21 protein-coding genes are annotated in these 26,221 nt (G+C 44.4%); 15 read left to right on the forward strand and 6 right to left on the reverse strand.

Features of this window, described 5'->3' with window-relative positions; translation table 11 throughout:
• Window positions 1-207: 207 nt before the first annotated feature.
• From ACY3ZI_RS10330 to ACY3ZI_RS10350, 5 genes are all read left to right on the forward strand, one after another.
• Entirely contained in the window at window positions 208-3,942 is a 3,735-nt protein-coding gene (locus tag ACY3ZI_RS10330; RefSeq protein WP_487375110.1) for a DUF4132 domain-containing protein, read from the forward strand.
• Between the two features lie 38 nt (window positions 3,943-3,980).
• A complete protein-coding gene (locus ACY3ZI_RS10335) occupies window positions 3,981-5,087 on the forward strand; it encodes an ATP-binding protein (protein WP_487375111.1) in 1,107 nt (368 codons plus the stop codon).
• A 66-nt stretch (window positions 5,088-5,153) separates the two neighbouring features.
• Window positions 5,154-7,712, forward strand: coding sequence for a DUF5682 family protein (locus ACY3ZI_RS10340; protein ID WP_487375112.1), 2,559 nt, complete (start codon window positions 5,154-5,156; stop codon window positions 7,710-7,712).
• A complete protein-coding gene (locus ACY3ZI_RS10345; protein WP_487375113.1) occupies window positions 7,705-8,865 on the forward strand; it encodes a VWA domain-containing protein in 1,161 nt (386 codons plus the stop codon). The genes ACY3ZI_RS10340 and ACY3ZI_RS10345 overlap by 8 nt, the downstream gene beginning before the upstream one ends.
• Window positions 8,862-10,931: an SWIM zinc finger family protein gene (locus ACY3ZI_RS10350; RefSeq protein ID WP_487375114.1), complete on the forward strand. Its 2,070-nt coding sequence runs from the start codon at window positions 8,862-8,864 to the stop codon at window positions 10,929-10,931. The genes ACY3ZI_RS10345 and ACY3ZI_RS10350 overlap by 4 nt, the downstream gene beginning before the upstream one ends.
• A gap of 48 nt (window positions 10,932-10,979) precedes the next feature.
• Here the strand turns inward: ACY3ZI_RS10350 and ACY3ZI_RS10355 are convergent, their stop codons facing one another.
• Window positions 10,980-11,465: a MarR family winged helix-turn-helix transcriptional regulator gene (locus ACY3ZI_RS10355; protein WP_487375115.1), complete on the reverse strand. Its 486-nt coding sequence runs from the start codon at window positions 11,463-11,465 to the stop codon at window positions 10,980-10,982.
• Window positions 11,466-11,549: 84 nt separating this feature from the next.
• Between ACY3ZI_RS10355 and ACY3ZI_RS10360 the strand changes: the two genes are divergently transcribed.
• From ACY3ZI_RS10360 to ACY3ZI_RS10370, 3 genes are all read left to right on the forward strand, one after another.
• The gene (locus ACY3ZI_RS10360; RefSeq protein ID WP_487375116.1) at window positions 11,550-12,428 is read left to right on the forward strand and encodes an EamA family transporter; all 879 of its coding nucleotides are present in this window, start codon (window positions 11,550-11,552) and stop codon (window positions 12,426-12,428) included.
• Window positions 12,429-12,497: 69 nt separating this feature from the next.
• Window positions 12,498-13,139: a DNA oxidative demethylase AlkB gene (alkB, locus tag ACY3ZI_RS10365; RefSeq protein ID WP_487375117.1), complete on the forward strand. Its 642-nt coding sequence runs from the start codon at window positions 12,498-12,500 to the stop codon at window positions 13,137-13,139.
• Window positions 13,140-13,230: 91 nt separating this feature from the next.
• Window positions 13,231-14,256, forward strand: a complete 1,026-nt coding sequence (locus ACY3ZI_RS10370; RefSeq protein WP_487375118.1) for a threonine aldolase family protein — start codon at window positions 13,231-13,233, stop codon at window positions 14,254-14,256.
• A 46-nt stretch (window positions 14,257-14,302) separates the two neighbouring features.
• On the opposite strand, the gene ACY3ZI_RS10375 is transcribed toward ACY3ZI_RS10370, so the two are convergent.
• Complete coding sequence (locus ACY3ZI_RS10375) at window positions 14,303-14,890, reverse strand: TetR/AcrR family transcriptional regulator (protein ID WP_154636949.1); 588 nt, start codon at window positions 14,888-14,890, stop codon at window positions 14,303-14,305.
• 111 nt (window positions 14,891-15,001) lie between these two features.
• Between ACY3ZI_RS10375 and ACY3ZI_RS10380 the strand changes: the two genes are divergently transcribed.
• From ACY3ZI_RS10380 to ACY3ZI_RS10395, 4 genes are all read left to right on the forward strand, one after another.
• Window positions 15,002-16,207 (forward strand): MFS transporter, encoded by a 1,206-nt coding sequence (locus tag ACY3ZI_RS10380; RefSeq protein ID WP_487375119.1) that lies wholly within the window; start codon window positions 15,002-15,004, stop codon window positions 16,205-16,207.
• Between the two features lie 70 nt (window positions 16,208-16,277).
• Window positions 16,278-16,736 (forward strand): YaiI/YqxD family protein, encoded by a 459-nt coding sequence (locus ACY3ZI_RS10385; RefSeq protein ID WP_487377522.1) that lies wholly within the window; start codon window positions 16,278-16,280, stop codon window positions 16,734-16,736.
• A gap of 110 nt (window positions 16,737-16,846) precedes the next feature.
• Entirely contained in the window at window positions 16,847-17,494 is a 648-nt protein-coding gene (locus ACY3ZI_RS10390; RefSeq protein ID WP_132495961.1) for a homoserine/threonine efflux transporter, read from the forward strand.
• Window positions 17,495-17,515: 21 nt separating this feature from the next.
• Window positions 17,516-17,926, forward strand: a complete 411-nt coding sequence (locus ACY3ZI_RS10395; protein ID WP_036947981.1) for a hypothetical protein — start codon at window positions 17,516-17,518, stop codon at window positions 17,924-17,926.
• An 84-nt stretch (window positions 17,927-18,010) separates the two neighbouring features.
• On the opposite strand, the gene mnmH is transcribed toward ACY3ZI_RS10395, so the two are convergent.
• Window positions 18,011-19,105, reverse strand: a complete 1,095-nt coding sequence (gene mnmH / locus ACY3ZI_RS10400; protein WP_487375120.1) for a tRNA 2-selenouridine(34) synthase MnmH — start codon at window positions 19,103-19,105, stop codon at window positions 18,011-18,013.
• Between the two features lie 144 nt (window positions 19,106-19,249).
• On the opposite strand from mnmH, the gene ACY3ZI_RS10405 reads away from it, so the two are divergent.
• Both ACY3ZI_RS10405 and gss read left to right on the forward strand, forming a co-directional pair.
• The gene (locus tag ACY3ZI_RS10405) at window positions 19,250-19,513 is read left to right on the forward strand and encodes a YjbD family protein (protein WP_487375121.1); all 264 of its coding nucleotides are present in this window, start codon (window positions 19,250-19,252) and stop codon (window positions 19,511-19,513) included.
• 172 nt (window positions 19,514-19,685) lie between these two features.
• A complete protein-coding gene (gss, locus tag ACY3ZI_RS10410; RefSeq protein ID WP_487375122.1) occupies window positions 19,686-21,563 on the forward strand; it encodes a bifunctional glutathionylspermidine amidase/synthase in 1,878 nt (625 codons plus the stop codon).
• A 70-nt stretch (window positions 21,564-21,633) separates the two neighbouring features.
• Here gss and ACY3ZI_RS10415 read toward each other — a convergent pair whose 3' ends face one another.
• Window positions 21,634-22,728 (reverse strand): porin, encoded by a 1,095-nt coding sequence (locus ACY3ZI_RS10415; protein ID WP_036947969.1) that lies wholly within the window; start codon window positions 22,726-22,728, stop codon window positions 21,634-21,636.
• A gap of 314 nt (window positions 22,729-23,042) precedes the next feature.
• Window positions 23,043-23,936 carry a dihydrodipicolinate synthase family protein gene (locus ACY3ZI_RS10420; protein ID WP_487375123.1) on the reverse strand — a complete coding sequence of 298 codons (894 nt, stop codon included), beginning with the start codon at window positions 23,934-23,936 and terminating at the stop codon, window positions 23,043-23,045.
• 295 nt (window positions 23,937-24,231) lie between these two features.
• Here ACY3ZI_RS10420 and ACY3ZI_RS10425 point away from each other — a divergent pair, with 295 nt between their 5' ends.
• Window positions 24,232-24,930, forward strand: a complete 699-nt coding sequence (locus tag ACY3ZI_RS10425; protein WP_487375124.1) for a DUF3592 domain-containing protein — start codon at window positions 24,232-24,234, stop codon at window positions 24,928-24,930.
• Window positions 24,931-24,980: 50 nt separating this feature from the next.
• Here the strand turns inward: ACY3ZI_RS10425 and ACY3ZI_RS10430 are convergent, their stop codons facing one another.
• The gene (locus tag ACY3ZI_RS10430; RefSeq protein ID WP_487375125.1) at window positions 24,981-26,171 is read right to left on the reverse strand and encodes an MFS transporter; all 1,191 of its coding nucleotides are present in this window, start codon (window positions 26,169-26,171) and stop codon (window positions 24,981-24,983) included.
• Between the last annotated feature and the right edge of the window lie 50 nt (window positions 26,172-26,221).

Raw genomic sequence — 26,221 nt, forward strand, 5'->3', positions numbered from 1 at the left:
ATACATTACTGATCAATCTTCCATAAACAGGCGGTATTTGAAGCAAGTGTTGGGAAAATAGCGGGGGAATAATTAAATTATTGGTATTTAATTCCAGATGAATAATTAAGCAGTAAAGTTAAATAATCAGGAATAAGAATAATCAAATTGAGATGAATAACTAAAAATGATAAGAAGTTGTTATATAACTACATTTAGGAAATTAACATGGCTAAAATTACCTTTGACCTTCTGGCTATTTATGGCGAAAAAGGGGAAACCGCAGGATTACAATATTTACAAGAATCCCTGCTTCCTTTTGCCGCATTTGAAGAAAGCTTACCCAAATCGCTCTTTGATTATGTCATTGAGGGTAAATCCCCTGAAATTCTGATGAAACTGGGGCAGTTGGACAAAGAAAAAGCCACAATTTTGTTAGACAAACCGGGAACGGTGGATTGGTGGTGGGGAAGCCACAGTTTTGATGCCGGCTCGTATAGCAAAGTAATCCGCCAAGGTAAAAATGCTCGCCATAAACTGTATTCCAAAGTGGGTGATGATATTACGCCAGCGCAGATCGCGCGTTTTGCAAAAGTGGTCGCGGCGGCTTGCCAAGAGGTAAATATCAAAATTCTGACGCCAGAATTGCCGTCTTGGATGCTGTATTTACTGTGTGATGCGTTTGTAACCACCTTTGAAAATTCACGCCATGCTAAATATGAACACCGTAAACACTGGAACTACGGTCTGCTCAGTCAGTTAGTGGAAAATGAAGCCGAACAACCGGGTAACACCGTGCTATACGGTATTTTTGATAGACAAAACCTGTCTGATTATCACTACGAAAATATGGCGTTATTATTCGCTATTCCAGGTTTAAAAGAATATTTAATTGCTGAGCAAGATTTTATTCGCCAAAGCCTGCTGAGCAATTTATCCGCCAGTGGTCAGATCCAATTGATCGACACGCTGAGAAAAGACGAAGCTCTGTATAGCGTGTTTGCCGATATTTTAGTGCTATTGGCAACCAGTTCACTGAAAACCGTGCGTTCAGCGGCTGAGCCAGTGATGTCTATTCTGCCGGAAGAGGCGGTTAAAACCCACTTAACCAAAGTACTGCTTGAAGGAACGCCAAAACAGCGTACGCAAGCGGCGGATCTGTTCGCCCGTATTGGTAAAGATAGAGATATTCTTGAAGCGGCATTGAAAGTGGAAACCAACAAAACCGTCCTCAAGAGCGTTGAAAGTGCGATTTCTCGTTTTGATGTGATGGATTGTGCGAGTGAAGTGGAAGCGGTGGAAATTCCAGACGTTATTCCGATGGAAGATACGCCATTGCCAGCAAGCGCCGTCGATATTTTGGTCTCTAACTTCCGTGAAATGCTGCAAAAAGCGAAAGAAAATGCTGAGCGCGAACTGGAAGAAAACAAACAAGAAAAGCATAAATACACGTGGTCACAACGCCATTACAAAGAGTTCAGTCAACACAGTGAAGACGAGTGTGCTGGCTTATTAGCTAAATTAAACTCGGGCGTTGGGGTGATCACTGATCATGAATACAATGTCATCAAGCACAAAGAGCGCATTAATAATTTACCGGAATTCACGCTATTCCACGCGTTGCGTTTGCTGAGTCATAACCGTTCTGATGTTGAGCATTTTTCTCACTATCAACTCACTCGTGAAGTTCCCGTTCGCATCCTGTCGCAGCTCGATTTACGTCAATTAGAAAAAGGGCTTGAGCAGTGCCATTTTAAAAATGCGAGTCGCTTAATTGCTGACTTATGCCTGCGTTCATACAGTGATGGATTAGGGCTATTTAGAGCGCCGGAACAAATTTGGCCGTTCTTTATGCAGTACCCTGATTTCTTAAGCGAAGCGCTGGGGCTTATCCCGCAGCACCAAGGGCATCGTTATTACCAAGAGTATGATGCGTCTAATGCGGTAACCATTTTAGGTAAATACCCGACCATTCCAGCACGATTCATTCCTCGCATTATGGAGTTGGCACTGGGTGAAAACAAAACCCACCGTTTAAGCGCTCAAAAATTGCTGGAAACCTTACCAAGCATTCACGTCAATGCGGCAGAAGGATTGGACTCTGGTAAACAAGAGATCCGCGTGACTGCCATCGAATGGTTAGCTCGCTTAAAACATCCAGATTCCCTAAAACCGCTGTACGCGTTGCTGAAAAAAGAGAAACGTGAAGTGGTAAGAGCCGCATTATTAACGGCATTAGAGCAATTTGGCGAAGATATTTCCGGTTACTTAGCTCCGAAAGTTCTGCTGGCAGAAGCGCAAAAAGGCTTAAAAGCCAAAGCACCGGCGAGTATGGCATGGTTTGATCTGGACGCTATTCCAGCCATGACCTGGCAAGATAATAAAAAGGTGGACGCGGACATCATCCGCTGGTGGATCATTCTGGCGGTGAAGTTAAAAATGCCAGCGGGTAATGGGCTATTACAGCGATATATCAGCTTATTATCATTAGACAGCCAGCGTAAGTTAGGTAGCTTTATTCTCAACAGTTTTATTAGCCAAGATGTGGCGGGACCGTCACTGGAAGCGGCGATGGCGGAAGCGGAAAGAGACGCTCCATCACGCTTGAAAAACTACCAAGATTGGGTAAAACGCTGGCCTGAATACTATGCCAAGTATGAAAACTTCACCCTTGAGCAGACCATCAACGAGATCAAAAACGAAGTATTAGGCCGTTATTTAGGCTCGGCTATCAGTGAAAAAGGGATGCTTGCGCTGATTTGTGGCGTGGAGGGGCATGTTGCCGTAACCATGCTGCGTAACTATATGCGTGACCATTACCAGCGTCGCGCCCAAATTGAAGCGATGATTGACGCGATTGCCGTCAGCAATGATCCGCTGATCATCCAGCTTTTATTATCACTATCGCGTCGTTATCGTACCGCATCGGTCCAAGAAAAAGCTCGCGGATTAGTCTCTGACATTGCGCAGCGTAACGGTTGGAGCGCGGATGAACTGGCAGACAGAACCATCCCAACTGCAGGTATGGACGAAACTGGCACCTTAGTACTGGAATATGGCGATCGCACATTTACGGCTAAACTCGATGCCCAGCAAAAACTGGTGTTATTTAACCCAGAAGGTAAAGAGATCAAAGCGCTGCCGGCGGCACGTAAAACCGACAACGAAGAGCTGATTAAAGAGTCGAAAAAACTCCTGACATCCAGTAAAAAAGAGCTTAAGCAAGTTATTGAATTACAAACTGCGCGTCTGTATGAAGCGATGTGTGCTGAGCGTCTGTGGAGCACGGCGGATTGGCAGGAATATATTCAAAATCACCCAGTGATGCGTGGATTGATTGAACGACTGGTTTGGTTAGAAGTGAAAGATGACCAAGTGATCAACCAATTCCGTCCATCCGATGATGGTTGCTTGTTAAACCTTGATGACGATGAAGTCGAATTGAGCGCAGATTCCAGCATCAAGCTCGCTCATGCGGCGTTATTATCAGACGCTGACCGTAAAGCGTGGATTACTCATTTTAAAGATTACAAAGTCAAATTCCTATTCTCGCAGATGGATCACACCATTCCAGATCTGGCGTTAACACTAACCGAAATCGAAGATAGAAAAGGCTGGCTAACGGATACCTTCACCTTACGCGGCGTGTTAACCAAAATGGGGTATCAGCGCGGTCAAGCGGAAGACGGGGGAAGCTTCTGTCATTACTTCAAATATTTCTCCAGCCTAGATTGCTATGTGTATATGGAATTCAGTGGTAGCTATGTCCCAGAAGAAAATATCCCTGCGGTGTTGTACTCCTTGAGTTTCGACCAAGCACAAAAAAGTTCGTGGGATAGAGGCTATGTGGAACTGAAAAACGTGCCGCCGATCCTGTTAGCCGAAAGCTATGCTGACTACCTGAAAGTCGCGGATGCCTGTAGCGGTTTTGACCCTGAATGGGAAAAGAAAACCCCGTGGTAATCATTGATTAATCGACGCATAAATTTAGGAAACCAAACATGGCTAAGGCGAAAAAAGTAACAGAAGGCGTTCTGCGTGAAAGCGCAGAAGTGCGCTTTGCGGATGAATTAGAACGATTAACCCAAGCGGATAAAGACAATCCAAAACCACAAGGTTGGCTACGTTCCCCGCGGGCGGTTCGTCAATTTATTCTTGGGGATGAAGCACTGCAAATTACCCCCAAGTTTTTTGGTGACGATGCGCTAGTAGATCGCGCCATTGTGACCTTACTGGGTAAACAAGGGTTAATGCTGGTAGGGGAGCCGGGTACGGCGAAATCCATGCTGTCCGAGTTATTAGCGGCGGCGATCAGCGGTGACTCCGGTTTAACCATTCAAGGCACGGCGGGTACCACGGAAGATCATATTAAATATTCGTGGAACTACGCGCTGTTACTGGCGGAAGGTCCAACTGAGAAAGCATTAGTGAGTTCACCCCTCTACCAAGGAATGCAACAAGGCAAAATTGTGCGTTTTGAAGAGATCACTCGCTGCCCACCTGAAATTCAGGACGTGCTGGTCAGTATGATGTCTGAGAAGCAAATGATGATCCCTGAAATGAAAGATAATGCGCGGATCAGCGCCAAATCAGGCTTTAACTTGATTGGTACTGCCAACTTACGTGACCGCGGTGTGCATGAAATGTCATCGGCACTTAAGCGTCGATTTAATTTCGAAACGGTCAAACCTATCCAAGACCCAGCATTTGAAATTGAACTGATCAACAAGCAATTGACCGTTGAACTGGGTGAGCTGGATGGCAAAGTGACTGTCCCAACAGATGTGATCGAATTATTAGTCACGACATTCCAAGAATTACGTTCAGGCAATACCAAAGATGGTGGAAGTATCAAAACCCCAGATGCGGTGATGTCTACGGCGGAAGCGGTTAACATCGCCTATGCCTGTGCATTGGAAGCTCACTATTTGGGGAATGGCACACTGAACGCAGGCGCTGTGGCGCGCCAGTTGATTGGTGTGGTACTCAAAGATAATGCGGATGATATCAAACGGATGCGTTATTACATTGATAATGTTGCCCGCGAACGTGCGAAACAGAGCGAAGCATGGAAAGCCTTTTTCGATGCATCCCGTGAATTCTGGTAATAATATCCGTCGTCGCAGTGTGGTGGTAAATACATCACCACACTGTCCCTATGAGAGACATCATCGGTGAGTTTATCAAACATCACATTGCCAGAACGGCTACAGCAAGCGCTTGAACAGTGGAAAATACTGGATGAGCAACAGCTCTATTTTGCGCCCGTTCGTCACCATAGTCCCGCCTGTGCTTATAGTGTATTGAGCTTAATTGAACAGGTTAAGCCTGACTATGTGCTGATAGAAGGCCCTGACAGTTTTAACCCATTAATCGCGGGTTTATTGGATGGCGATACACGTCCGCCCGTGGCGATTATGGGGCAGACTACCCTGAAAAGTGCGCCTACTGAATCAGATGAAAGTGACGCTGTCACGAGATCGGCGTATTTCCCATTTTGTGAATATTCCCCTGAGTGGCAAGCGTTACACGTAGGGCAGCAGTATCAAGCTCAGCTGCGTTTTATTGATTTGCCGTGGACAGCACAGGTGGAACTTGATCTGGAAGGCGAAAGCCAGCATCAAAGCCTGCAACGGGAACGCTACCTTGCCCATAGCTTATTTATTGCTCAGCTAGCGAAAAAGTGTGGGTGCCGTGATCACGATGAACTGTGGGAACATTTGTTTGAGTTGCGCCCATTAACGTCGGTTGCCAATTGGGCTGATTTCTTCCGCGATACCTTTATTTGGTGTGCCTTGGCGCGTTTAGATTACGAGCCAGAAGTACTGGCTTCGGAGGGTTCAACTCAGCGTGAAGCCCATATGCAAGCGCACATTCAAACCATTAAAGCGGCAGAGCCAAACGCGAAAATTGTGGTCGTGACGGGCGGGTTTCATACCTTGGCACTGCTTGAAGGGCTTGGGGAAGCGGCGTCGCAGCAATTTAAACTCTCTTCCGAGCAACAAAAGCAATTTGCATCTCAGCAAAAGTTGGCAGACCGTGACAGCGCTTGGCTTATCCGTTATAGCTTTGACCGGCTCGATGCATTAAATGGTTACGCCTCCGGCATGCCGTCCCCCGCCTTTTATCAAAAAGTGTGGGAAGGGTTGCTGGCACAACGCACTGATCAAGCTCAGCAAAAAGTGGCTGCCACGGCGGCTTATCGAAATCAGCTTGGTATTCAATTTTTGGCTTACGTGGCTGAAGTGTTACGGGAAAAACAATTTGATGCAGCGCCAGGGTTTTTATCTGTTAAGCTCGCCGCAGAGCAAAGTCTGAGACTTGCCGTATTTCGAGGGCACACGGGCGCGGGTCGCTATGATCTATTGGATGGGCTGCAAAGTGCATTTATCAAAGGCAGCTTAGATGAAAGTCAAGATGAACTGTGGCAGCAAATCAAAACTTGTTTTTCTGGCTTTACCTTGGGGCAGATCCCCAAAGGCACCATCACACCGCCATTGGTGTCTGAAACCTATTCATTGGCGAAAGCGTTCCGCTTTAAACTGGACGATACTTTAGCCAAAGTCAGCCGCTTAGATGTATACCGTAATAAGCAGCACCGTTTACGCAGCCGTTTTCTGCATCTTTTGAGTTTTTTAGAAATCCACTTCGCCAAACCGCTTTCTGGTCCCAATTTTCTTTCGGGCAACCAGCTGGATTTATTGTTTGAAGAGTGGCAATACGCGTGGACGCCAAATGTGGAAGGGGAGCTGATCGCGCTTTCTGAAAAAGGCACGCAATTAAAAGCCATTGCACTGAATAAAATTTTGGCGATGGAAAAGCAACTTGAAGAGCAAGGCGTCAGCCGCTCGAGCCAAAGTGCGGTGACATTGCTAATGCAAGCGGCGTTGATTGGGCTTCATCAGCGCATTCCAACGTTATTTACGTTATTAGATAGCTATATTCAGCAAGATAGCCAGTTTGAATCATTGGTGGCATGTGGCCATAAACTGGTACACCTATGGCGCGGGCGTAGTTTCTTTGACCTCGAAGATGAAACGGGCATCAAACAGCGGATTGATAAAGTACTCTCCCAGGCCTTTTTCTGCTTAGATCAGGTGGCTCAAGGGGATGAACAGCAACAAGAACACTATTTTAATGCGCTGCTGTCTTGTCGTGAATTAATCACCTTTATGCCGGAAATTAGCTGCGATATGGATTATTCCGCAGAATTTTATGCACAATTGAGCCGATTGGATGGGCGCCTTAATCACGCGCCGCTAATCAAAGGGGCGGTGGATGCTATTCGTTATCTTGGTGGTCAAATTGATGAATCGGTACTGACCCTGGAAATTCAGCGAACGTTTAGTCTAGGTAGCGACCCGGAACTGGCTATCGGTTATTTCATTGGCATTATGCGTACCGCACCGGAATTGGTTGTGCGTTTACCCCTATTAATAGAGTTACTCAATGAACTATTGGGTGAGTGGGATGATGGGCGGTTTTTGCAAGTGTTACCGGATCTGCGCTTTGCGTTTAGCCAATTAACCCCAAAACAGAATGCGCAAATGGCGCGAGTGGTCGCGCAAAAATTATCGATGGATACCCAAGATTTAACCCTCCATCAGACACAATTTAATCAGCAACAATTACTCCAAGCCATGGAATTAGAACAAAAAATTCAGCATCAGCTTGAAAACCAAGGGTTAACCGAGTGGTTTGCGTTACAAAATGAGGGGCTATCTCATGGATAAGCAGCCAGAAGATGCGCAATTAACCGAAGAACAGCTTCAATTAGCGAAACGCTGGCGCCTTATTTTAGGCCAATATGCGGATGGCGCTCTGGGACAAGCGGCGCTAAATGGTGATGAGCTCAAAATCGAGCGGTCATTGGATTTTTTATATCGCCGTGAATATCAACGTCGCGGTTTACGCCAAGAAGGCGGACGTCATGGCTCGTTAGACGCGTCCCAATTAACGGCGGTTAACTGGCTGAACCAAGCCCGCAAATTGTTCCCGAACAGCACCTTTGAGCGAATGCAGTCGCAGGCATTAGAGCGTTATGAGATCAGTAGCTTATTAAAAAGCCCGCAAGCCTTGAATGCAATGGAGCCCACCAAAGCCTTAGCTAAATCGTTATTAAGTTTACGCGGTAAAATGAGCGAAGATACGCGGGATGCGGTGAAGAATATTATTCGCAAAGTGGTGGATGATATTTTAAGCCAAATGCGAAACCAATTTCGCCAAGCATTAACGGGGCGTCGCAACCGCTTTAAGCGTTCGCTACTCCCCAATAGCCGTAATTTCGATTGGCGAGCCACCATTGCTGCGAACCTAAAGAATTATGATCAACAAAATCAGCGCTTAGTGATAAAAACCCCGTATTTTAACTCCCGCCAGCAACAGCATTTGCCGTGGGATGTGATTTTGTGCGTCGACCAAAGTGGCTCGATGGCGAGTTCGATTATGTATGCGGCGGTGTGCGCCAGTATTTTAGCGGCATTACCGACGGTGCGTGTCTCTTTGGTGGTGTTTGATACCCAAGTAGTGGATCTTAGCCACTTAGCCCACGATCCGGTGGAAGTATTAATGACCGTGCAGCTCGGTGGAGGAACCGATATCGCCAAAGCGATGCATTATTGCGAGAGCTTGATCCGCAATCCGAAACGCACGGTGATTTCGTTGATCAGCGACTTTGAAGAAGGCGGGGCATTGAATAACCTGCTCAATTGCACCGAGCGCTTGAATAGCCAGCAAGTGAAATTGTTGGGACTCGCCGCTTTAGATGATGATGCATTGCCAGTTTATGATTCGGAGATTGCCCAGAAGCTGGCGGATCGCGGTATGAGTGTGGCGGCGTTAACCCCAGAGCATTTTGCTCACTGGCTGGCTGAGGTGATGCAATGAGTTGGAAAACCGTTTATTTACATTATGATGACGACGCATTAGCCGTATTTGCCAATGTTGGATTGCTGCGACGCGCCCGTAAGGATCTGGAAAGTGGTAAAGTTTCTCCGGTTTGTTTAGCAGATGGAACTTTTGCCAGCGACGGTCAGCAAGTCACGTTAGATCCTCAAGGGGTGCAAAAAGCCAGCTGCGATTGTTCGGCCTCGGGTTGCTGCAAACATATTCTGGCCGCGGTGCTTTGGGTACAAACAAACCGCGATGAACAATCGATTGATTCTACAGAAGATAGTTCAGAATCTGTCGATATTGAACCGCTATTACCTGAGCTGCTGGCATTCGATGTTCCCGCGTTAATCAAGCAAAACAGTAAGCCAGATTGCCGCCTGGCGGTGAAGATCTTACAGGATTGGCAAGATCATGCATTGATCTTGGAGGACCAATCGAATCAGTTGAAAATAACTATTCCTCATTATGATGAGCCAATTATCTATATTCGGGGGAATGGCTTTCAAGGGATGTTGTCGTCATTACCAGAGAAGCAGCAAAAAGCCCTCCATTTGGCAGCGATCGCTAAGGTATTTCTTCAGCATAATCAGCCGTGGAATTGGCCTGACGATCTGATGCCTAATCGCGAGGTCATGCTTACATTGAGCGACGATGAGCAAGCGGTTATTGCGACTATCCAGCGTTTTATTCACGATATGCTGCGTCAGGGGCTTTCCCATATAAGCCAAAGCAGCGCCGCGCAATTGCATTTATTGAATATGTCGGCGCGTGCGGAAGGTTTGCCTCGCTTGGCCAATTATTTAAAGCGTTTAAGCTATCAAGTGAAGTTATTAGCCCAGCGACATTTCACGATGGATGAAGGACAAGTTTTGCGGTTTATCGCGCAAATTAGTGGCTATCTTTACCAATTAACTCATGCCAGCGACGATAAAATTGGACAACTACGTGCTTTTGGTCGTCGTCAATATGATAGTAAAACGGACATTCTCTCGTTGACTCCGATTCATGCCGAGTGGTGGCAAACCCAAAGTGGTGCCATTGGGGGAACGTTTAGTTTTTGGGATAACCAAGAGAAAAAAGTGGTGCAGTGTAGCCAAGCACGCGCCAATACCCTCGACCCGAATTTCACTCGTCACAGTGTCTGGCAAACGTTAGCTATTTGGAAACAAACGGCAGATAACCTGATGCGTAGCGGTTTTGAGTTGCACAATCCCCGCTTATCCGATGAGGGCAAACTTGCGGCTAGCGGCGATAGCTATGCAGTCAGTCGCAGTGCGGTGAGTCACGTTCCATGTATTTCATTCGATAACTATCAAACATTGAAAAGTGAGCTGGGGTTTGAGGATTGGAAAGCGGCAACGGCCTATTTCAATGCGCTTACCGATGATGCTCAGTTTGAGCCTGTTGTGCTGCATATCGACAGCTACGAACCGCTACATTGGAATGAAACCGAGCAGTGCGTCAGTTGGGCGGTGCTGGATGGGAACCAGAATCGGGCATTTTTGCGATTAAATTGGCAAGGCACAGAAAACCACAAAATTGAAGAACTGCGTTTTATCACTCAGAAAGGTTGGGAAATTAGTGCGGTTTCCGTTCAAGTCAGCGTGTCTCAGCAGCAATTACAGCTTACGCCGAAAACGCTTTGGTTGAAAAAAGAGCAGGGTATTGAGTTATTTTACCTCGACTTTGAATCGGTGCCTCGTAAAAAACAGTCTTCCAAATTTATGACGTCGATTGCTGAATATATGGCGAAAAAACAGCAAGGCCGCACGGCATTTGCGCCAGTGCCAACACTGGCACAGCAGATTACCCGCCCAATCTTGGCGGTATTGGAAACACAAAGCTGCACAGGGCGCGCACAGTTATCAGCGAGTCAAATTGACGAGTTAAACTTTGTGGTCAGGACATTGCACGACTTGGGGATGTTATGGTTTGCTAAGCAACTGGCACACTATTTAAAACGGGAAAATCAAACCGCCGAAAATTTACTGCGCTTGGTGTATCTTTGCGACCAATTTGAGCGTTCGCAAAAATTGATGCCATTTGAATTGAATAGCTAATTTAGCTCGTAAAAATAGTGAGGGGAAAGGAATTCCCCTCTAAAAGTTTCATGATTCTAAATGACTTAGAAACGTCCGTAGTAGCTGATTCAGCGCTTGTTGCTCTTCATTAGTCAGTGATGCCACTAAACGAGACTGATTTTCAGTATGGGCTGTCACTACGCGGTTGATCAAATCCAACCCTTCAGTTGTTAAACTCACCAAAAAACCGCGTCCATCATCAGGATTGACATGACGCGCCACATAACCAGCTTTCTCGAGCTGATCGATGCGGTTGGTCATGGTGCCGGATGTCACCATCAAGGTCGCAAGCATCTCGCTGGGTGATAGTGTGTAAGGGGAACCCGCACGGCGCAAAGTGGCGAGTACGTCAAAACTTGATCGGTTTAGACCAAATTTGGCAAATACCTTTTCCATTTCACGGGTCAGGTGATGGGCAACGTTGCCTAAGCGACCAATCAACCCCATGGCGCTGATATCAAGGTCGGGGCGTTCACGTTCCCACTGTTGAGTGATTTTATCGATTCTATCCATAGGCAAATCATACAATAATCTATCTTGACGTCAAGGTAGTTTGAATTTATCTTGACCTCAAGATAAATCAACGTGAGCGTATTCATGAATAGATATTGGGTTCTGTTTTTAACGGCATTAGCACCGATAGTTTGGGGAAGTACCTATTTGGTGACCACGGAAATGCTGCCTGAGGGCATGCCTCTGACGTTAGCTATGCTCCGCGCTTTACCCGCAGGATTGCTGCTTTTACTCTTTTTACGCAAATTGCCTCAGGGAATTTGGTGGGGACGAGTGCTGATTCTTGGCATTTTGAATTTTTCGTTGTTTTGGTGGCTATTGTTTATCTCCGCATACCGTTTACCGGGTGGCGTGGCAGCAACGGTCGGGGCGATTCAACCGCTGATTGTGTTATTCCTTAGCCGTTGGTTATTAAGTAGCCCGCTATCGAGTATTTCGATATTTGCCGCACTGAGCGGTATTTTCGGGGTGGCTATTTTATTATTGACGCCAAATGCCGCGTTAGATTTAACCGGAATTATTGCAGGTTTAGCTGGGGCATTCTCTATGGCGGCAGGAACGGTATTAAGCCGTCGTTGGCAGCCGCCCGTTTCCGCCTTAACTTTTACCTCGTGGCAATTAACCGCAGGCGGGTTAGTCTTACTGCCGTTTGCGCTGTTACTTGAACCTGCGTTACCGTCACTGAGTTTGTTAAATATCGCAGGACTGAGTTATTTAACTTTGATAGGTGGCGCACTAACTTATGCGTTATGGTTTCGCGGTCTCGCTATCTTAGGACCCAGTTCAGTAGCATCCCTGGGATTCTTAAGCCCGATGAGCGCTGTTATTCTGGGGTGGCTGTGGCTCGACCAGCAACTCAGTCCATTACAGTTACTCGGCATGTTGGTGATTTTACTCAGCGTCTGGGGTAGCCAAAAAGCAGAGCGTAAATTGGCATTGAAAAGGCAGCAACAAGCCGCTTAAATGGTCAGGGTGTCTTATATAGGTAGACACCCATTTTACTGAGTGGTGACAATATGTGTTGTGGTGACTATGTTATTTCCTGATGAAGAGAATACGATTGAGATTGCGCCAGATGCTTATCTCCTTAAAGGTTTTTTGCTTGGGCAAGGGGAGCCGTTATTAGCTGCATTGCATGAAGTGATTGCTCAAGCGCCTTTGCGTCATATGGAAACCCCTGGCGGGTACGCCATGTCTGTGGCAATGACCAATTGCGGTGGCTGGGGATGGGTGACGGATAATAAAGGCTACCGATATTCCTCTATCGATCCGATGACTCAGCAGCCATGGCCCATGATGCCCGCATTATTTAAACAGTTGGCGATAAATGCCGCTGAAAAAGTCGGCTTCTCTCATTTTGATCCAGATGCCTGCCTAGTTAACCGCTATGGTGTGGGGGCTAAAATGTCGTTGCATCAAGATAAAGATGAAGCTGATTTCTCCCAGCCGATTGTCTCCTTTTCATTAGGATTGCCCACTATCTTTGATTTTGGTGGAAAGACACGAGAATCTCCACGTCAAGCTGTCCCTCTGGAACATGGAGATGTTTTGGTGTGGGGCGGGCGTTCGCGGCTCCATTACCACGGGGTACGACAAATCAAATCAGGCGTTCATCCTCAACTTGGGGCTTACCGTTTTAATCTGACATTTCGTCGCTCACAGCTTATGAAGTGACTCGTTTCTGCAAGCCAAAAAATATCATTGAATATTGAATAATATCCGCATATAACTGTTGGCTTGTTTTTAACTTAACGGTAGGTTGCCAATGTACAGCTTTATTAATGATTATAATGAAATAGCGCACCCAGCAGTGATGGAAGAACTTAATAGTTTAGCGGGGAAGCGTTTTGAAGGGTATGGTACCGACACGTTATGTGCCAGTGTGGCTGAGCAAGTGAAACAGCGCATTGGGCGCCCAGATGCAGATATCCATTTCTTTAATGGTGGCACGATCACCAATTTAACCACCATCTCCCATGTATTAAGACCTCATCAGGCAGCTATCGCGGTAGATTCAGGGCATATCGCGGTGCATGAGACGGGCGCAATTGAAGCCACTGGGCATAAAGTTTTCACTGTTCCTTCGGCATCAGGTAAGTTAACCCCAGCGCTGATTGAGCAAGTTTTGGCACATCATACTGATGAGCACTGTGTACAGCCCAAATTGGTGTATATCAGTAACTCGACAGAAATTGGGACGGTATACCGTAAAGATGAGCTGGTTGCACTGCGTAAAGTGTGTGATGAGCATGGTTTATGGCTGTTTATGGATGGTGCACGTTTAGCCTCAGGCTTAATGTCCCATGCGAGCGACGTAACGATTGAAGATATCGCTCAGTTGACGGATATTTTTTATATCGGTGGTACTAAGATTGGAGCATTGACCGGTGAAATTCTGGTGATTTTAAACCCAAGCTTAAAATCTGATTTTCGCTTTAGCATCAAGCAAAAAGGGGGATTGCAGGCGAAAGGTTGGTTATTAGCGGCTCAATTTAAAGCACTGTTTAAAGATGACCTTTATTTCAAATTGGGTAAACATCTCAATGATATGGCGATGCATTTAGCGGCATTCTTTACTCAACAAGGTTTTGAATTCTTAGCGCCAGTTGAATCAAACCAAGTGTTTGTGGTGCTACCGGATGATTTAGCGAAGAAATTGTTGGAACATTACGTTTTAAGCAGTATGCCAGCGCCTGAAGCGGGTAAAACTTGTGTGCGTCTGTGTACTTCATGGTCCACAAGCGAACAAGATGTTGAAAAATTTATAAGCGTATTTAAGTCACTGCGTTAATTGCGTCATGAGTAAGCCCACTATATGGGCTTACTGTTATCAGCGATTATTTAGCAGGGAGTTTTAGTCCATTCAGTAGCATATCAATGCTAGCAATACTCTGTTTTAGCCGAATTTCACTCTTATCTTGCGCTATCCAGTAGGCCGCTTCGGATAAGCCTCCATTCAGTAACGCGGCGAGGGCGCGAGGCTCTACGTTGGCAATAACATTATCTTCTACCAGCTTGGCGATGATTTTTTCAATAGCGTCCGCACATTGTAAGTTAGATTTTGCAATGGCTTCTCCTAATACCGCTTTAGCATCTCGCAAAATAATTTGCTGATATTCAGGCTCTAGCGCCATTTCTAAATAGGCATGACAGCGTTGTTGAAAGCTTGACCACAGGTCATCGCCGTTGTCCGTAATTGTTTGTAAACGTTGGTTCATTTCAGCATCTATTTGTTCGACAACAGCTAAGAATAATCCTTGTTTGTCCCCAAAATGGTGATATAGCGCGCCGCGAGTCAATTCAACACTGGCAGTTAAATCATCCATTGATGTGTCTGCATAGCCTAAACGGCAGAAAAAATCCCGTGCCGTCGCCAGTAATAGGGCGCGAGTTTGTTCCATTTGGGCTTGTGTTCGTCTTGCCATAAAACCTCTTACATACATTGCGTATGATTATTTACATTCATCTCGTATCAATATATCATTTTTATACATACACACCGTATATATATTGAATTTTTATCATGGAGATACTGCATGCTGAGTCGATACCAACAACTTTTTCACGCTTCAGGAAGCATCCAATTCGCCTTAGCAGGGCTTTTGGCTCGCTTAGCGTTACCCATGATGGGGATTGGGATTATTACCATGCTGTCAATGTTGCAAGGAAGTTATGCACTGGCAGGTGGCGTTTCAGCCACTTTTGTGCTGACTTATGCCTTATTATCGCCGCAGATTTCTCGCCAAGTGGATAGCCTTGGTCAGTTTCGCGTATTGCCGTTAGTGACTTTTATTAGTGTTCTGGGCATGGGGCTGATCGTGACGTCAACGTGGTTAGAACTTTCTCACTTTTGGCTGTTTTTAGGGGCGTTTTTGTCGGGCTTTATGCCGAGTATGTCGGCGATGATCCGCGCGAGATGGTCGCAGATCTACAAAGGGGATCCGCTGCTGCAAACTGCGTACTCATTGGAAACCGTATTTGATGATTTGACGTTTATTGCGGGGCCTCCCTTATCCGTCGGGCTGACAGTGGTTCTGTTCCCACAAGCGGGAATTATGATTGCGGGTATTTTATTGCTGGTGGGAGTCTTGCTCTTAGTTTCTCAACGTAAAACAGAACCTGCCTTAGTCGATAAGCACCAGATGATGAGCGCGAAGGCGTCTATTTTGCGCCTGCCAAGTTTACAACTGTTGATTATTCTCATGATTTCGCTGGGCGTGATTGTGGGGACAGTGGATATTTTGAGTGTGACGCTGGCACAGATACAAGGGCAGCCGGCGATGGCGAGTTTAGTGTTATCACTGTATGCCATTGGTTCTTGTGTGATGGGGGTGGTATTTGGAGGGATGCGTTTATCAATGCCTTTGCCGCGTATGTTGCTAATCAGCGGGGTTCTGACATTGCTGTCGATTATTCCGTTGCTGTGGGTTGGGGGAATTTGGTCGCTGGCGATGGTAATGTTTATATCTGGGCTATTTTTTGCACCAACGATGATTATCGGTATGTCACTGGTGGAGAATATTGTTCCCGATCACCGTTTAACGGAAGGGATGACATGGCTACTTGCGGGACTCAATATTGGCGTGGCATTTGGGGCGATGCTCTCAGGTAAAATGGTGGATGAGCTTGGAATTTATGCAGGATATTGGGTTGCTATTGCTGGCGGTATTTTGGTGGTGGTGTGCTCACTCATGAGTTACGGGCTATTGATGCGACAAGAAACGGCAGTTTGTTCCTCTTAAAAGACCGCGTCATGCTATTATGCTCACCATTAATTTTTTAAAGATGAAATAGATAGGTTATATGTCAATGATGGTGATTTGGGTGGATGCGGATGCATGCCCTAAAGTGATTAAAGAAGTGTTATATCGCGCGGCTGATAGAGAAAAAGTGCAAATTACATTTGTGGCGAACCAGCGTTTATCGGTTCCGTCTTCGATGTTTTTAAAAACTCTGCAAGTTCCCGCTGGGTTTGATGTTGCAGATAATGAGATTGTTTTACGCGCACAAGCCGGCGATTTAGTGATTACTGCTGATATTCCGTTGGCAGCGGAAGTCATGGAAAAGGGCGCGGTGGCGTTGAACCCTCGAGGTGAACGTTACAGTGAAGCCACCATTCGTGAAAGACTGACAATTAGAGACTTTATGGACACGATGCGAGCTAGCGGCGTGCAAACTGGGGGGCCTGCTAGCTTAAACCAACGTGATCGCCAACAATTTGCAAATGAGTTAGATAAGTGGCTGCTGCAACGTCGAAAATCGTTGGGATAGTGTTTTTAGTTCATTCGCATACGGTGGATTTTCAATAACCTGACGTAGGTTGCACCTCGATGGGTTATCCCTGTCTATAATAAAAAAATCTTCCGCTAATGTGAGACACCATGATGGATCCACTACACAGCATTCTGATTACCTTGTTTTTGTTTGTTTTGACCTTTTTTAACCCCGGAGCAAACTTATTTACGGTAGTTCAAACAACGTTAAGTTCAGGTAAAAAAGCCGGATTAACTTGTGGTTATGGAGTTGTTCTGGGGGATGCGATTTATTCAGGGTTAGGGTTATTTGGGCTGGTGGCATTAATGACACAGTTTGAGTCGCTATTTTCCCTGATTAAGATTCTGGGTGGATTATATTTATTATATTACGCGATCAGTGTCTTTCGAAATAAAACGCAACTGTCTCTTGCCACCGAAAAAAATACAGAAAATTTCCCAACAGGCGTTTATTTTCGTCGAGGGTTAATTGCTGACTTATCTAATCCTCAAACCGTTCTATTTTTCATGAGTATTTTCTCTACTACGATTTCACCTTCGACACCATTGTGGACTAAACTTGTGATTTGGCTAGGAATTGTGGTAGCTTCTCTAATTTGGCGTATTATATTATGCCAGACATTTTCATTATCTTCTGTAAGGCGAACATATTCCCGTATCCATAAAGTGATAGGCAAAGTGGTCGGATTGATTTTAGGCGGGTTAGCTTCTAAATTAATTTACCAAGGTATTACTGAGATTGCCTTTAAAAAATAAACCTCACTGAAAGGACCATAAATGGGAATAACTGCATTGTATTTGGCGGCTGTGCTGACATGGATTGTTGCACTATTGCATTTTGCGTGTCTGGTTTGGGGTGCAGCTGGATTTAAGTGGCTCGGAGCAGGGGAACGGATCGTTAAACAGGCTCAAGAAGGGCATTGGTATCCACCATTTACGGCGATTTTTGTCGGCACGGTATTAACCATTTGGGGATTGTACGCATTCAGTGCAGCTCAAGGTTCTTTTTCTTTACCCTTTACTCAATCCATTCTAATTGCCATTGCTGCTGTATTTTTAATTAGAGCGGCGATATTTCCACTGATCAAAAGCCGCTTTAAAGGCAATAGCGACCTATTTTGGTATGTCAGTTCCGGGTGCAGCTTGATATTGGGGGCACTATTTTTAGTGGGTGCACTGTTACGCTAAACAGGAAGTACGTTAAACAGGCTTGGAAATGGTCAATAAGGTGACAGCGTCACCTTATTTTAATATTGAAGGATACGTGTAACATTATTGAGCGGTGGATTTTACCCACTCAGTGACTTCCTCAAATGTTCCTTTGAAAACAATTCGATCCTGTTTCTTGCTTAACTGATAGCGGTACATCGGATCATAATATTCATGAAGAAGTGGTGTAAGCCATGAGAAATGAACGTCTGTTTTTTCCGTTTTACGTTGAGTAATCAGCGCATCATCAAGGAGTTTAGTTAGTTCAATCGCTCGCTGGGAACCTAAACGTTTACGAATAGCATGTAGACCATGATGTAGGTATTCGCTGTAGGCATTCCAACCTTGTTCTTCACCAAATGCGGCAAGAAAATCGTGGGTCATTCGGTCAAAATATTCCTCTTTTAACCTTTCCATTCGGCGCTCAATGGGGTCTTCAACCACCGCAATTGTTGCTGTTTCCATTGCTTGGCGTAGTGAATCGGGAAGGCTGTTCACGCCAATGGCTCGACCTTCATCTTCAAGCACCCACCGGTTGTGATTAGGAGCTTTTTTTAACATAGAAACCGCTAAATGGTTTTCAAACGTCGCCTGTGAAAATTGGGCTTCTAAAGTACGCCCAAAGGAAGAGCCTCGATGATGGGCAATACCTTCTAGATCAATACTATCTTCAAGGCTTTGAACTAATAGTGTTTTGCCATTTCCAGTGCAACCGCCAATCAATATTACTGGGCGTTGAGCGAGTTCGTTAATTGCATCGATGGCAGTTTGGCGTAAATTTTTATAACCCCCATTAATAAGCGGATATTCAATGCCCGCTTCTTTTAACCATTGTTGAGCAATATGGGAGCGCATTCCGCCGCGAGCGCAGCAAAGATAGCCTTCTGGGTTTTGTTGACACGCAGTTTTCCAAGCATTAATTCGATTTTCACGTAATTCACCCGAGACTAATTGATGCCCTAACTCGACCGCTTTGTCGGAGCCTTTTTGTTTATAACAGATCCCGACGGTGGTACGTTCATCGTCATTCATTAAGGGTAAATTGAGTGCCGATGGCATCGCGCCTTGTTGAAATTCAACGGGGGCACGAACATCAATGATTGGGGTGTCAGAAGCGAGGATCTGGCGAATTTCAGGTGTGGAGAGCGCTAATTCCATAATAAATAAAATGATTCATATCAATTCGGATTTCGATAAGGGCTACTATACTCCTAAATAGGGATGATGGCACCTTATCTGGGACGAAAAGAGAACGGAGTGCTATATTGGAAGTCGTCTTTCAACTTTCGAAGGAGTAATGACATGAAAACCCTAACACTGCAAGAGATGACTGAAACGCAAAGAATGCGGGTGAGGCAACGGCTGGCTCAAGAACGTAAAAGTTTAGGGCGCGAGTTGACCAATTCAGAAGAAAGCAAAGTCAAAAAATTGATCATTACCGAAATCTCGGCTGAAGTTGAAAAAGAAGCCAAAGCCTTAAGAACCCAAAAGAAAAAAGAGCACGTAACAGGAAGCAATGCGACCTACAACTGGTCATCTAACAACCATACTCGCGGTTATCGCTAACAAAATTTTCTCATTAAATTCAAGATCAACACCAAAAAGCACCTATTAATAGGTGCTTTTTTTATGCCATGAAAAAACGCAGTGTTTTGACTATTACAAGCGTATACTGATTATTAGCATTCATATAATTGCAATTTAAATAATATCAGTGAGCTGTAATAGGAGTCTGATCATGACAGAAGAACATGAACCGTTTGGCACTTTACTTGGCTACGCCCCCGGTGGTGTTGCAATTTACTCTTCCAATTACAGTTCCATTCCCGATTTAGGTGAACGGGATGATATCTCTTTTCGCAGTTATATCAATAATGAATACATGGGATATAAATGGCAATGCGTTGAATTTGCTCGCCGCTTTCTTTATCTCAATTATGGAGTGGTGTTTACCGATGTCAGCATGGCGTATGAAATTTTCGCATTACGTTTTTTGCGCCATGTAGTGGATGACGGCATTTTGCCATTGCGCGCGTATCAAAATGGCAGCCAAATGAAACCCACCGCAGGAAGCTTACTGATTTGGGCGGAGGGGGGGGAATTTGAGCATACTGGGCATGTTGCGATTATTACCCAAGTTTTTGATAACAAAGTTAGAGTTGTTGAGCAAAATGTTTTACACCATAAACTCCCAGCGGGTCAGCAGTGGACTCGAGAGCTACCGTTAAACACTGATAATGGAAGTTATACGTTGTCTGATACATTCACCGATACCACGATCCTCGGTTGGATGATACAAACGGATAATAACCAGTATGCCTATAAAGAACCTGAAATTAATCCGCAATTGATGGAACTGCACGCGGCTCAGTTAGATAGCCAAGTTAACTTCAATCAACGCTGGTTAGATGAATCTAACCCGATTGAATTAGCCTATGTTAAGGCTAACCATGGGCATAAACTGAATGCCAACCCTCACGAATATTTCACGATTTCCAGTACTGCCGAAAATCAACTCATGCAGGCAACAAATGAAGTTCATTTGATGTATTTGCATGCGACTGAAAAAGTCCTCAAAGATGACAACTTACTGAAACTTTTCAATATTCCCGAAATTCTCTGGCCGCGTTTGCGTTTATCATGGCAAAACCGCCGTCATGATATGGTGACGGGTCGCCTTGATTTCTGTATGGATCATCGAGGATTGAAAGTTTATGAATACAATGCGGATTCAGCTTCTTGTCATACTGAAACAGGGTTAATTATTGATAAATGGTCAAAAGTAGGCGGTATCAACGCGGGCTGGAATCCTGGTGAACGACTGCAAGAGTTACTTACGGATACATGGAAACACACCACTGCAAAACCGTTTATTCACATCATGCAAGATAAGGATAGTGAAGAGGATTATCACGCTCTGTTTATGGCTCAATCCATTAAAGCGGCGGGATTTGAATGTAAAATTATCCATGGTTTGGATGAGTTAGTCTGGAATGAAACGGGTCAAGTGGTGGATGGTGAAGGGCAGGTGCTTCAATGTGTATGGAAAACATGGGCATGGGAAACTGCTCTGGAGCAGTTACGCCAAGAGAGTGAAAGTGACCTTTCTGGTTTACCTATCCGAACTGGTCATCCACATCATAATGATGTCCGGCTGATTGATGTGCTGTTGCGTCCAGAAATTCGTGTTTTTGAACCGTTATGGACAGTGATCCCTGGGAATAAATCAATTCTGCCGATTCTATGGTCACTGTTCCCGCATCATCCATATTTATTGGATACTGATTTTGAGATTAACAATGAGCTACGCCAAACGGGGTATGCCGTGAAGCCTATCGCGGGGCGCTGTGGTAATAATATTGGGCTAGTTGATCATCAAGACGATATTCTGGATGAAACTTGTGGGCAATTTGCCCATCAAGAGAATGTTTATCAGCAATTATGGTGTTTACCGAAAGTGGCAGAACGTTATATTCAGGTCTGTACATTTACGGTAGGTGGGCATTATGGTGGTGCATGTTTACGTTCTGACCCTTCTTTAGTCATTAAGAAGGATAGCGATATAGAACCGCTTTGGGTGCTTGACGACGATGACTATCTGAAGAAAAATCAGTAAAAATAAGAGTGAAATCAAAGAAATGGCGCTATCTTTAATACTGAAGATAGCGCCACTTTCGAGATCTAGATTAGAACTGGTACACTAAGCCCAGACCTAAGACATTATCCGTATTGATGTTGTGATCACGAGTAAACTCATTTTTATTCAATAAGTTAATTTTGTAATCAACGACAGCGGACATGTTGTTGTTGAACTCATAAGCTGCGCCAACAGCTACATATTTAACTAAATCTTTGCTGCCATATTCGCCGAGATCTTTCCCTTTAGATTGGTTGTAGCCAATTGAAGGGGTTAAGCCGAAATCTAAGGTATAAGTCGCAACAACTTCTAAGTTTTCTGTTTTATTGGCAACAGCTTCAGCATCATCTTCGCCATAGCGAGTTGCATTCAGTGCTTGGCCATACATCGCTGCGATGTAAAGGTCTTCCCACTCAAATTTACCCCCGACGTTCCACACTTGCGCGCGTTCACCTTTTGCTCCAATAGCGCCGTCACGCTGGCTTGGTGTACGACTTGAGTTTGCATAGCTGCCCCCTAAGGTGACGCCGTAACCTAATTCATAAGCGGTGGATAAACCATAACCATCACCGTTATTTTTTAGTGCATCTTCACCAGAGGATTTATTTTGATCGCCATTCTTGCCTTGGTATTGCAGGGCGAAGCTTAAGCCATCAACATAACCGAACATATTATTATTGCGATAAGTTAATAAGTTACGGTTACGTCCCATCATGAAATTATCTTCTTGATCCATGGTGTCCGCGCCCCAAAGTGGGAGAACATCAGTCCATGCATTGATATCGTAGTTCACACCATAATTACGACCGTAATCCAAAGAACCAAAATCAGCGAATTTTAAACCGGCATAAGCTAAACGGTTTTGGTTTTCATGATCACTTTCAGATTTATTGGTTGGAGTTTCCCATTCAAAACGACCATAACCTGTGAGTTGATCGTTGATTTGCGTATCACCACGGAATCCTAAACGAACGCGTGAATCATCACCATCTTCACCACTTTTTGAATCGGCAATATAGTGGCGAACATCAATTTGTCCATAGACATCAAATTTGTTGCCATCTTTGTTATAAACTTCTGCCGCGTTAGCTGCGCCTGCAAATGCCAGAGTTGTGATAAGTATTGCTAATTTATTGTATTTCATATAAAAATCCTTTAAATCACGTATAAAACAGTTGATTTTGTGCATGGATGGGAAATAAACCGCGTATATTATCAACGTAAGGTATCAATTCAGGCAATATATAATTAAATGAGAATCATTCAATGAGTGGATTGCACTGAACTAAATATAATTACTCGCAAATTATTTCGTAAAATCGCTATTTGGGAAGTGCGAATGGAAGGCGGGGGTTTCAGGATAATCGTATAGTGAAGGAGGGGCGATTACCTCTAGATTCCTATCTTAATCTATTCAATATTAATAAGGTGGTGAGCACCTTATTAATAAAATGGTTTTTAACTCAGTTTTAACTCATTAATGAGTGAGACTAATTTTTCTCTATCTGCGCCTTGCACACTATTTAATGGGGGAGGTAAGCAAGGTGAGTCAACCAGTTTCAATATTTCAGCAATGGCTGCCACACAACGCACGCTGCCTTTATTTTGTGCGACACATTCCCAAAGTGGGGAATATTGTTCAGACAGTGTAATGGCGATATCTAAATTGCCAGCTTGCGCTGCAATGGCAATTTCTTGCATTTTTTCCGGTAACAAGCCCGCAGTTGCAGAAAACCAAACATCCATACCGCTGGCTATGCTGTAAGCTGCGAGGCTGTCTGTACTTGCCCCTAATTTGATATGTTTTGGTAATTGCTGACGTAATGAAGCGAGCCGTTGCTTAGCTTGCGGAATGTCTTTCGAGATAGCGGGCATTTTTATTGCACCAATATTCGGAAGTTGTGCAATCTTTATGTAGAGCTCATCACTGAAAGAAAAATGGGTTGTCCCTGTATTGTTATATACACAAATAGGTATTGAAACCTGTCGGGATACTGCCTCAAATAACGCATAAACTTCATCGTCATTCAAAACATGGTAGGACACGGGAGCCAGCATTAGCGCGGTGGCACCAGCGTGTTGAGCTCGTTCGCAATGAGTGAGAACATCGTATAGGTTCGTTGCGCCTATTCCGGCCATGACGGGAATATCCCCAGCCATATCAACAGCCAATTGAGTCACTTGCTGGCGCTGTTTTTCTGATAGGTAAGGGTAACAGCCCGTAGAACCGAGCACACCAATGGAATCAACCTTTGCCTGAACCAATCGCGCGATTAAAACTGAAAATGCGTGTTGATCGACTTGGTTATTGCGCAGTGGTGTCAGTGGAAATGCAGATAATCCATGGAACATAGTGGCCCCTTTGTTGATGTTATATATTGCTGCTAGAGAGCCTATATATTCAAGCTTTCAGCGCTGAGGCAATCTTTTTTATTCACCAAATAGGTTTATCTGGACTTAAATAAGATTCTCTTAAGGTTGCTATAACAAAGCTTATTCACTGTAATCAATATTTGCTTACCACCAAAGGGCATTTTGAACCGGTAAACAGTCTTAAATATTCTCTTTAGCTTATACTTATCTGAAATTTACTGTCGATTTGTACCATAATAGAGGCGAATGAAAGCTCAACTAAAGGAATACAAGGGTGAAGATTAAAAATATTATATTTACGGTTTTTTTAGTGATTGGGATCCTATTTCTGATTGGTACTGCATTCTCGCTCTATTCCAGCATGGATATGACAAAAAATGGAGTGGAAACAACAGGGATTGTGACTGATCTAGATGTCAGTGTTTCAGAGGATAAATCAAAAAGCTATTTTCCGATTATTGAATTTACGACGCAAGATAATCAAAAAATTGAATTTCGATCTTCGATGGGCAGCAGTAGCTATCGTGGCAGTATAGGGCAGTCTATTGATGTGTTATATGACCCTAATAACCCCCATGATGCGGTGATTAATTCGTTCTTTGGTATTTATGGGCTAAGTATATTTTGTGGTATTTTCGGCGTTGTATTTACATTAATTGGCGGTGTTCCGTTTGCTTTTGGCATGGTAGGTAAAAAGAAAAATACGCGGTTATTACGTGAAGGTACGCCAATCCAAGTCAAAATTACAGGGGTTGAAGAAAATACGATGATCCAGATAAACAAGCAGTCGCCATACCAAATTTTGGCGGATGTGCATGATAAAAGCACGAATACGATTAAACGTTATAAGAGTGAAAATATTTATTTTGACCCATCGCCATATATTGATAGAGAAACCGTCACGATTTATCTCGATAAGAATAATGCCAATAAATATTATATGGATATAAGCTTCCTACCAAAAATGAAATAGTGAAGGTTAGCCGCCTCGATGAATTAAGGTTCGAGGCGGTTATTTTCACACTAAGATTTAGCCAATTCGGGTGTTTCACTCATGCTACGACGAAGCAATAGCATCACGGAAAAAATAGCCACGCCAACAATAAATCCAATCATATTGGTCACTTGCCAGCCGACAAAATAAAAGGCGAATCCCGCTAATAAGCTGCCAATAGCACCAAAACCAAAGATAAGAAAATCGGTCATTCCCTGTATTTTACCTCGTTCATGATCGCGGTATGTGCGTGGCAATAAGTGCGTGGTACCAATTAAAATACAATTCCAGGCAAGGCCGACTAGCGTCATTGATATTAAAAAGTGTGTATAACTGGCACCCGTTAAATTTAATAAATTGGCGACCATCAGGCAGACTATCCCTAGCCATAAAAAAGGTTTTACGCCAAAGCGACTGATCAAATGTCCTGTAAAAAAGGAAGGGGCAAACATACCTAAAATATGGCATTGGAAAACAAAGGCAATGGAGGTGAATGTAAATTCATGTGCTTTCATTGCCAATGGAAATGCGCCAACCATATAAACGACCAAGGCATAACTTATTGCGCTAACGAAAGCGATTAAAATAAGTAATGGCTGAGAGTAGAGTTTTGAATATGGGCGAGTCTTCGGAGTATCAGCAGAAAATACCGTTTTATGCTGCGTGGTTAACGGGATCATTAATAAAAGTATGAATGCCAAAATATAAATGATCGTCAGTGCTGCGAAGGTGCCCATAAATGGATATTGGGCAATAAGTGTGCGAGTTGACATCGCTAATGTAGGTCCTACTAATACAGCGACAATACCACCACTCATGACTAATCCGATGGCTTTTGCACGCAGGGCAATTGGCGCTTCTTCTAACGCGGCGAAGCGATATTGTTGAGCCGTACCAATCGCAATACCCGTAAAAAAAGTTCCCAGAGAAAATAGCCAAAAACTTTGAGTGTAAATGCCTGAAATAGCGAAAATTGCGCCCATTAATCCGCCAATATTTCCCAACAGAAAACCAGCTCGGCGACCAAATTTCATCATAAAATGCGCCATGGGAATGGAGGCTACAATCAAGCCAATATATTGTGATAACAGGGGTATGGTGGCATAGGCTGGGTCATCCGCTAATTGCGAACCAATCAGCACTGCAACAGAAAGAACGAGGGCATTACCAGTTGTAAATAATGCGAGTGCGGCGGCGAGCCAAAAAACTGAACGAGGCATAATCATTCCTTATTGCTCATAAAAATCAACAATAGTAGAGGGAGAAAACG

This window comes from Providencia sp. LY12 (assembly GCF_057621555.1).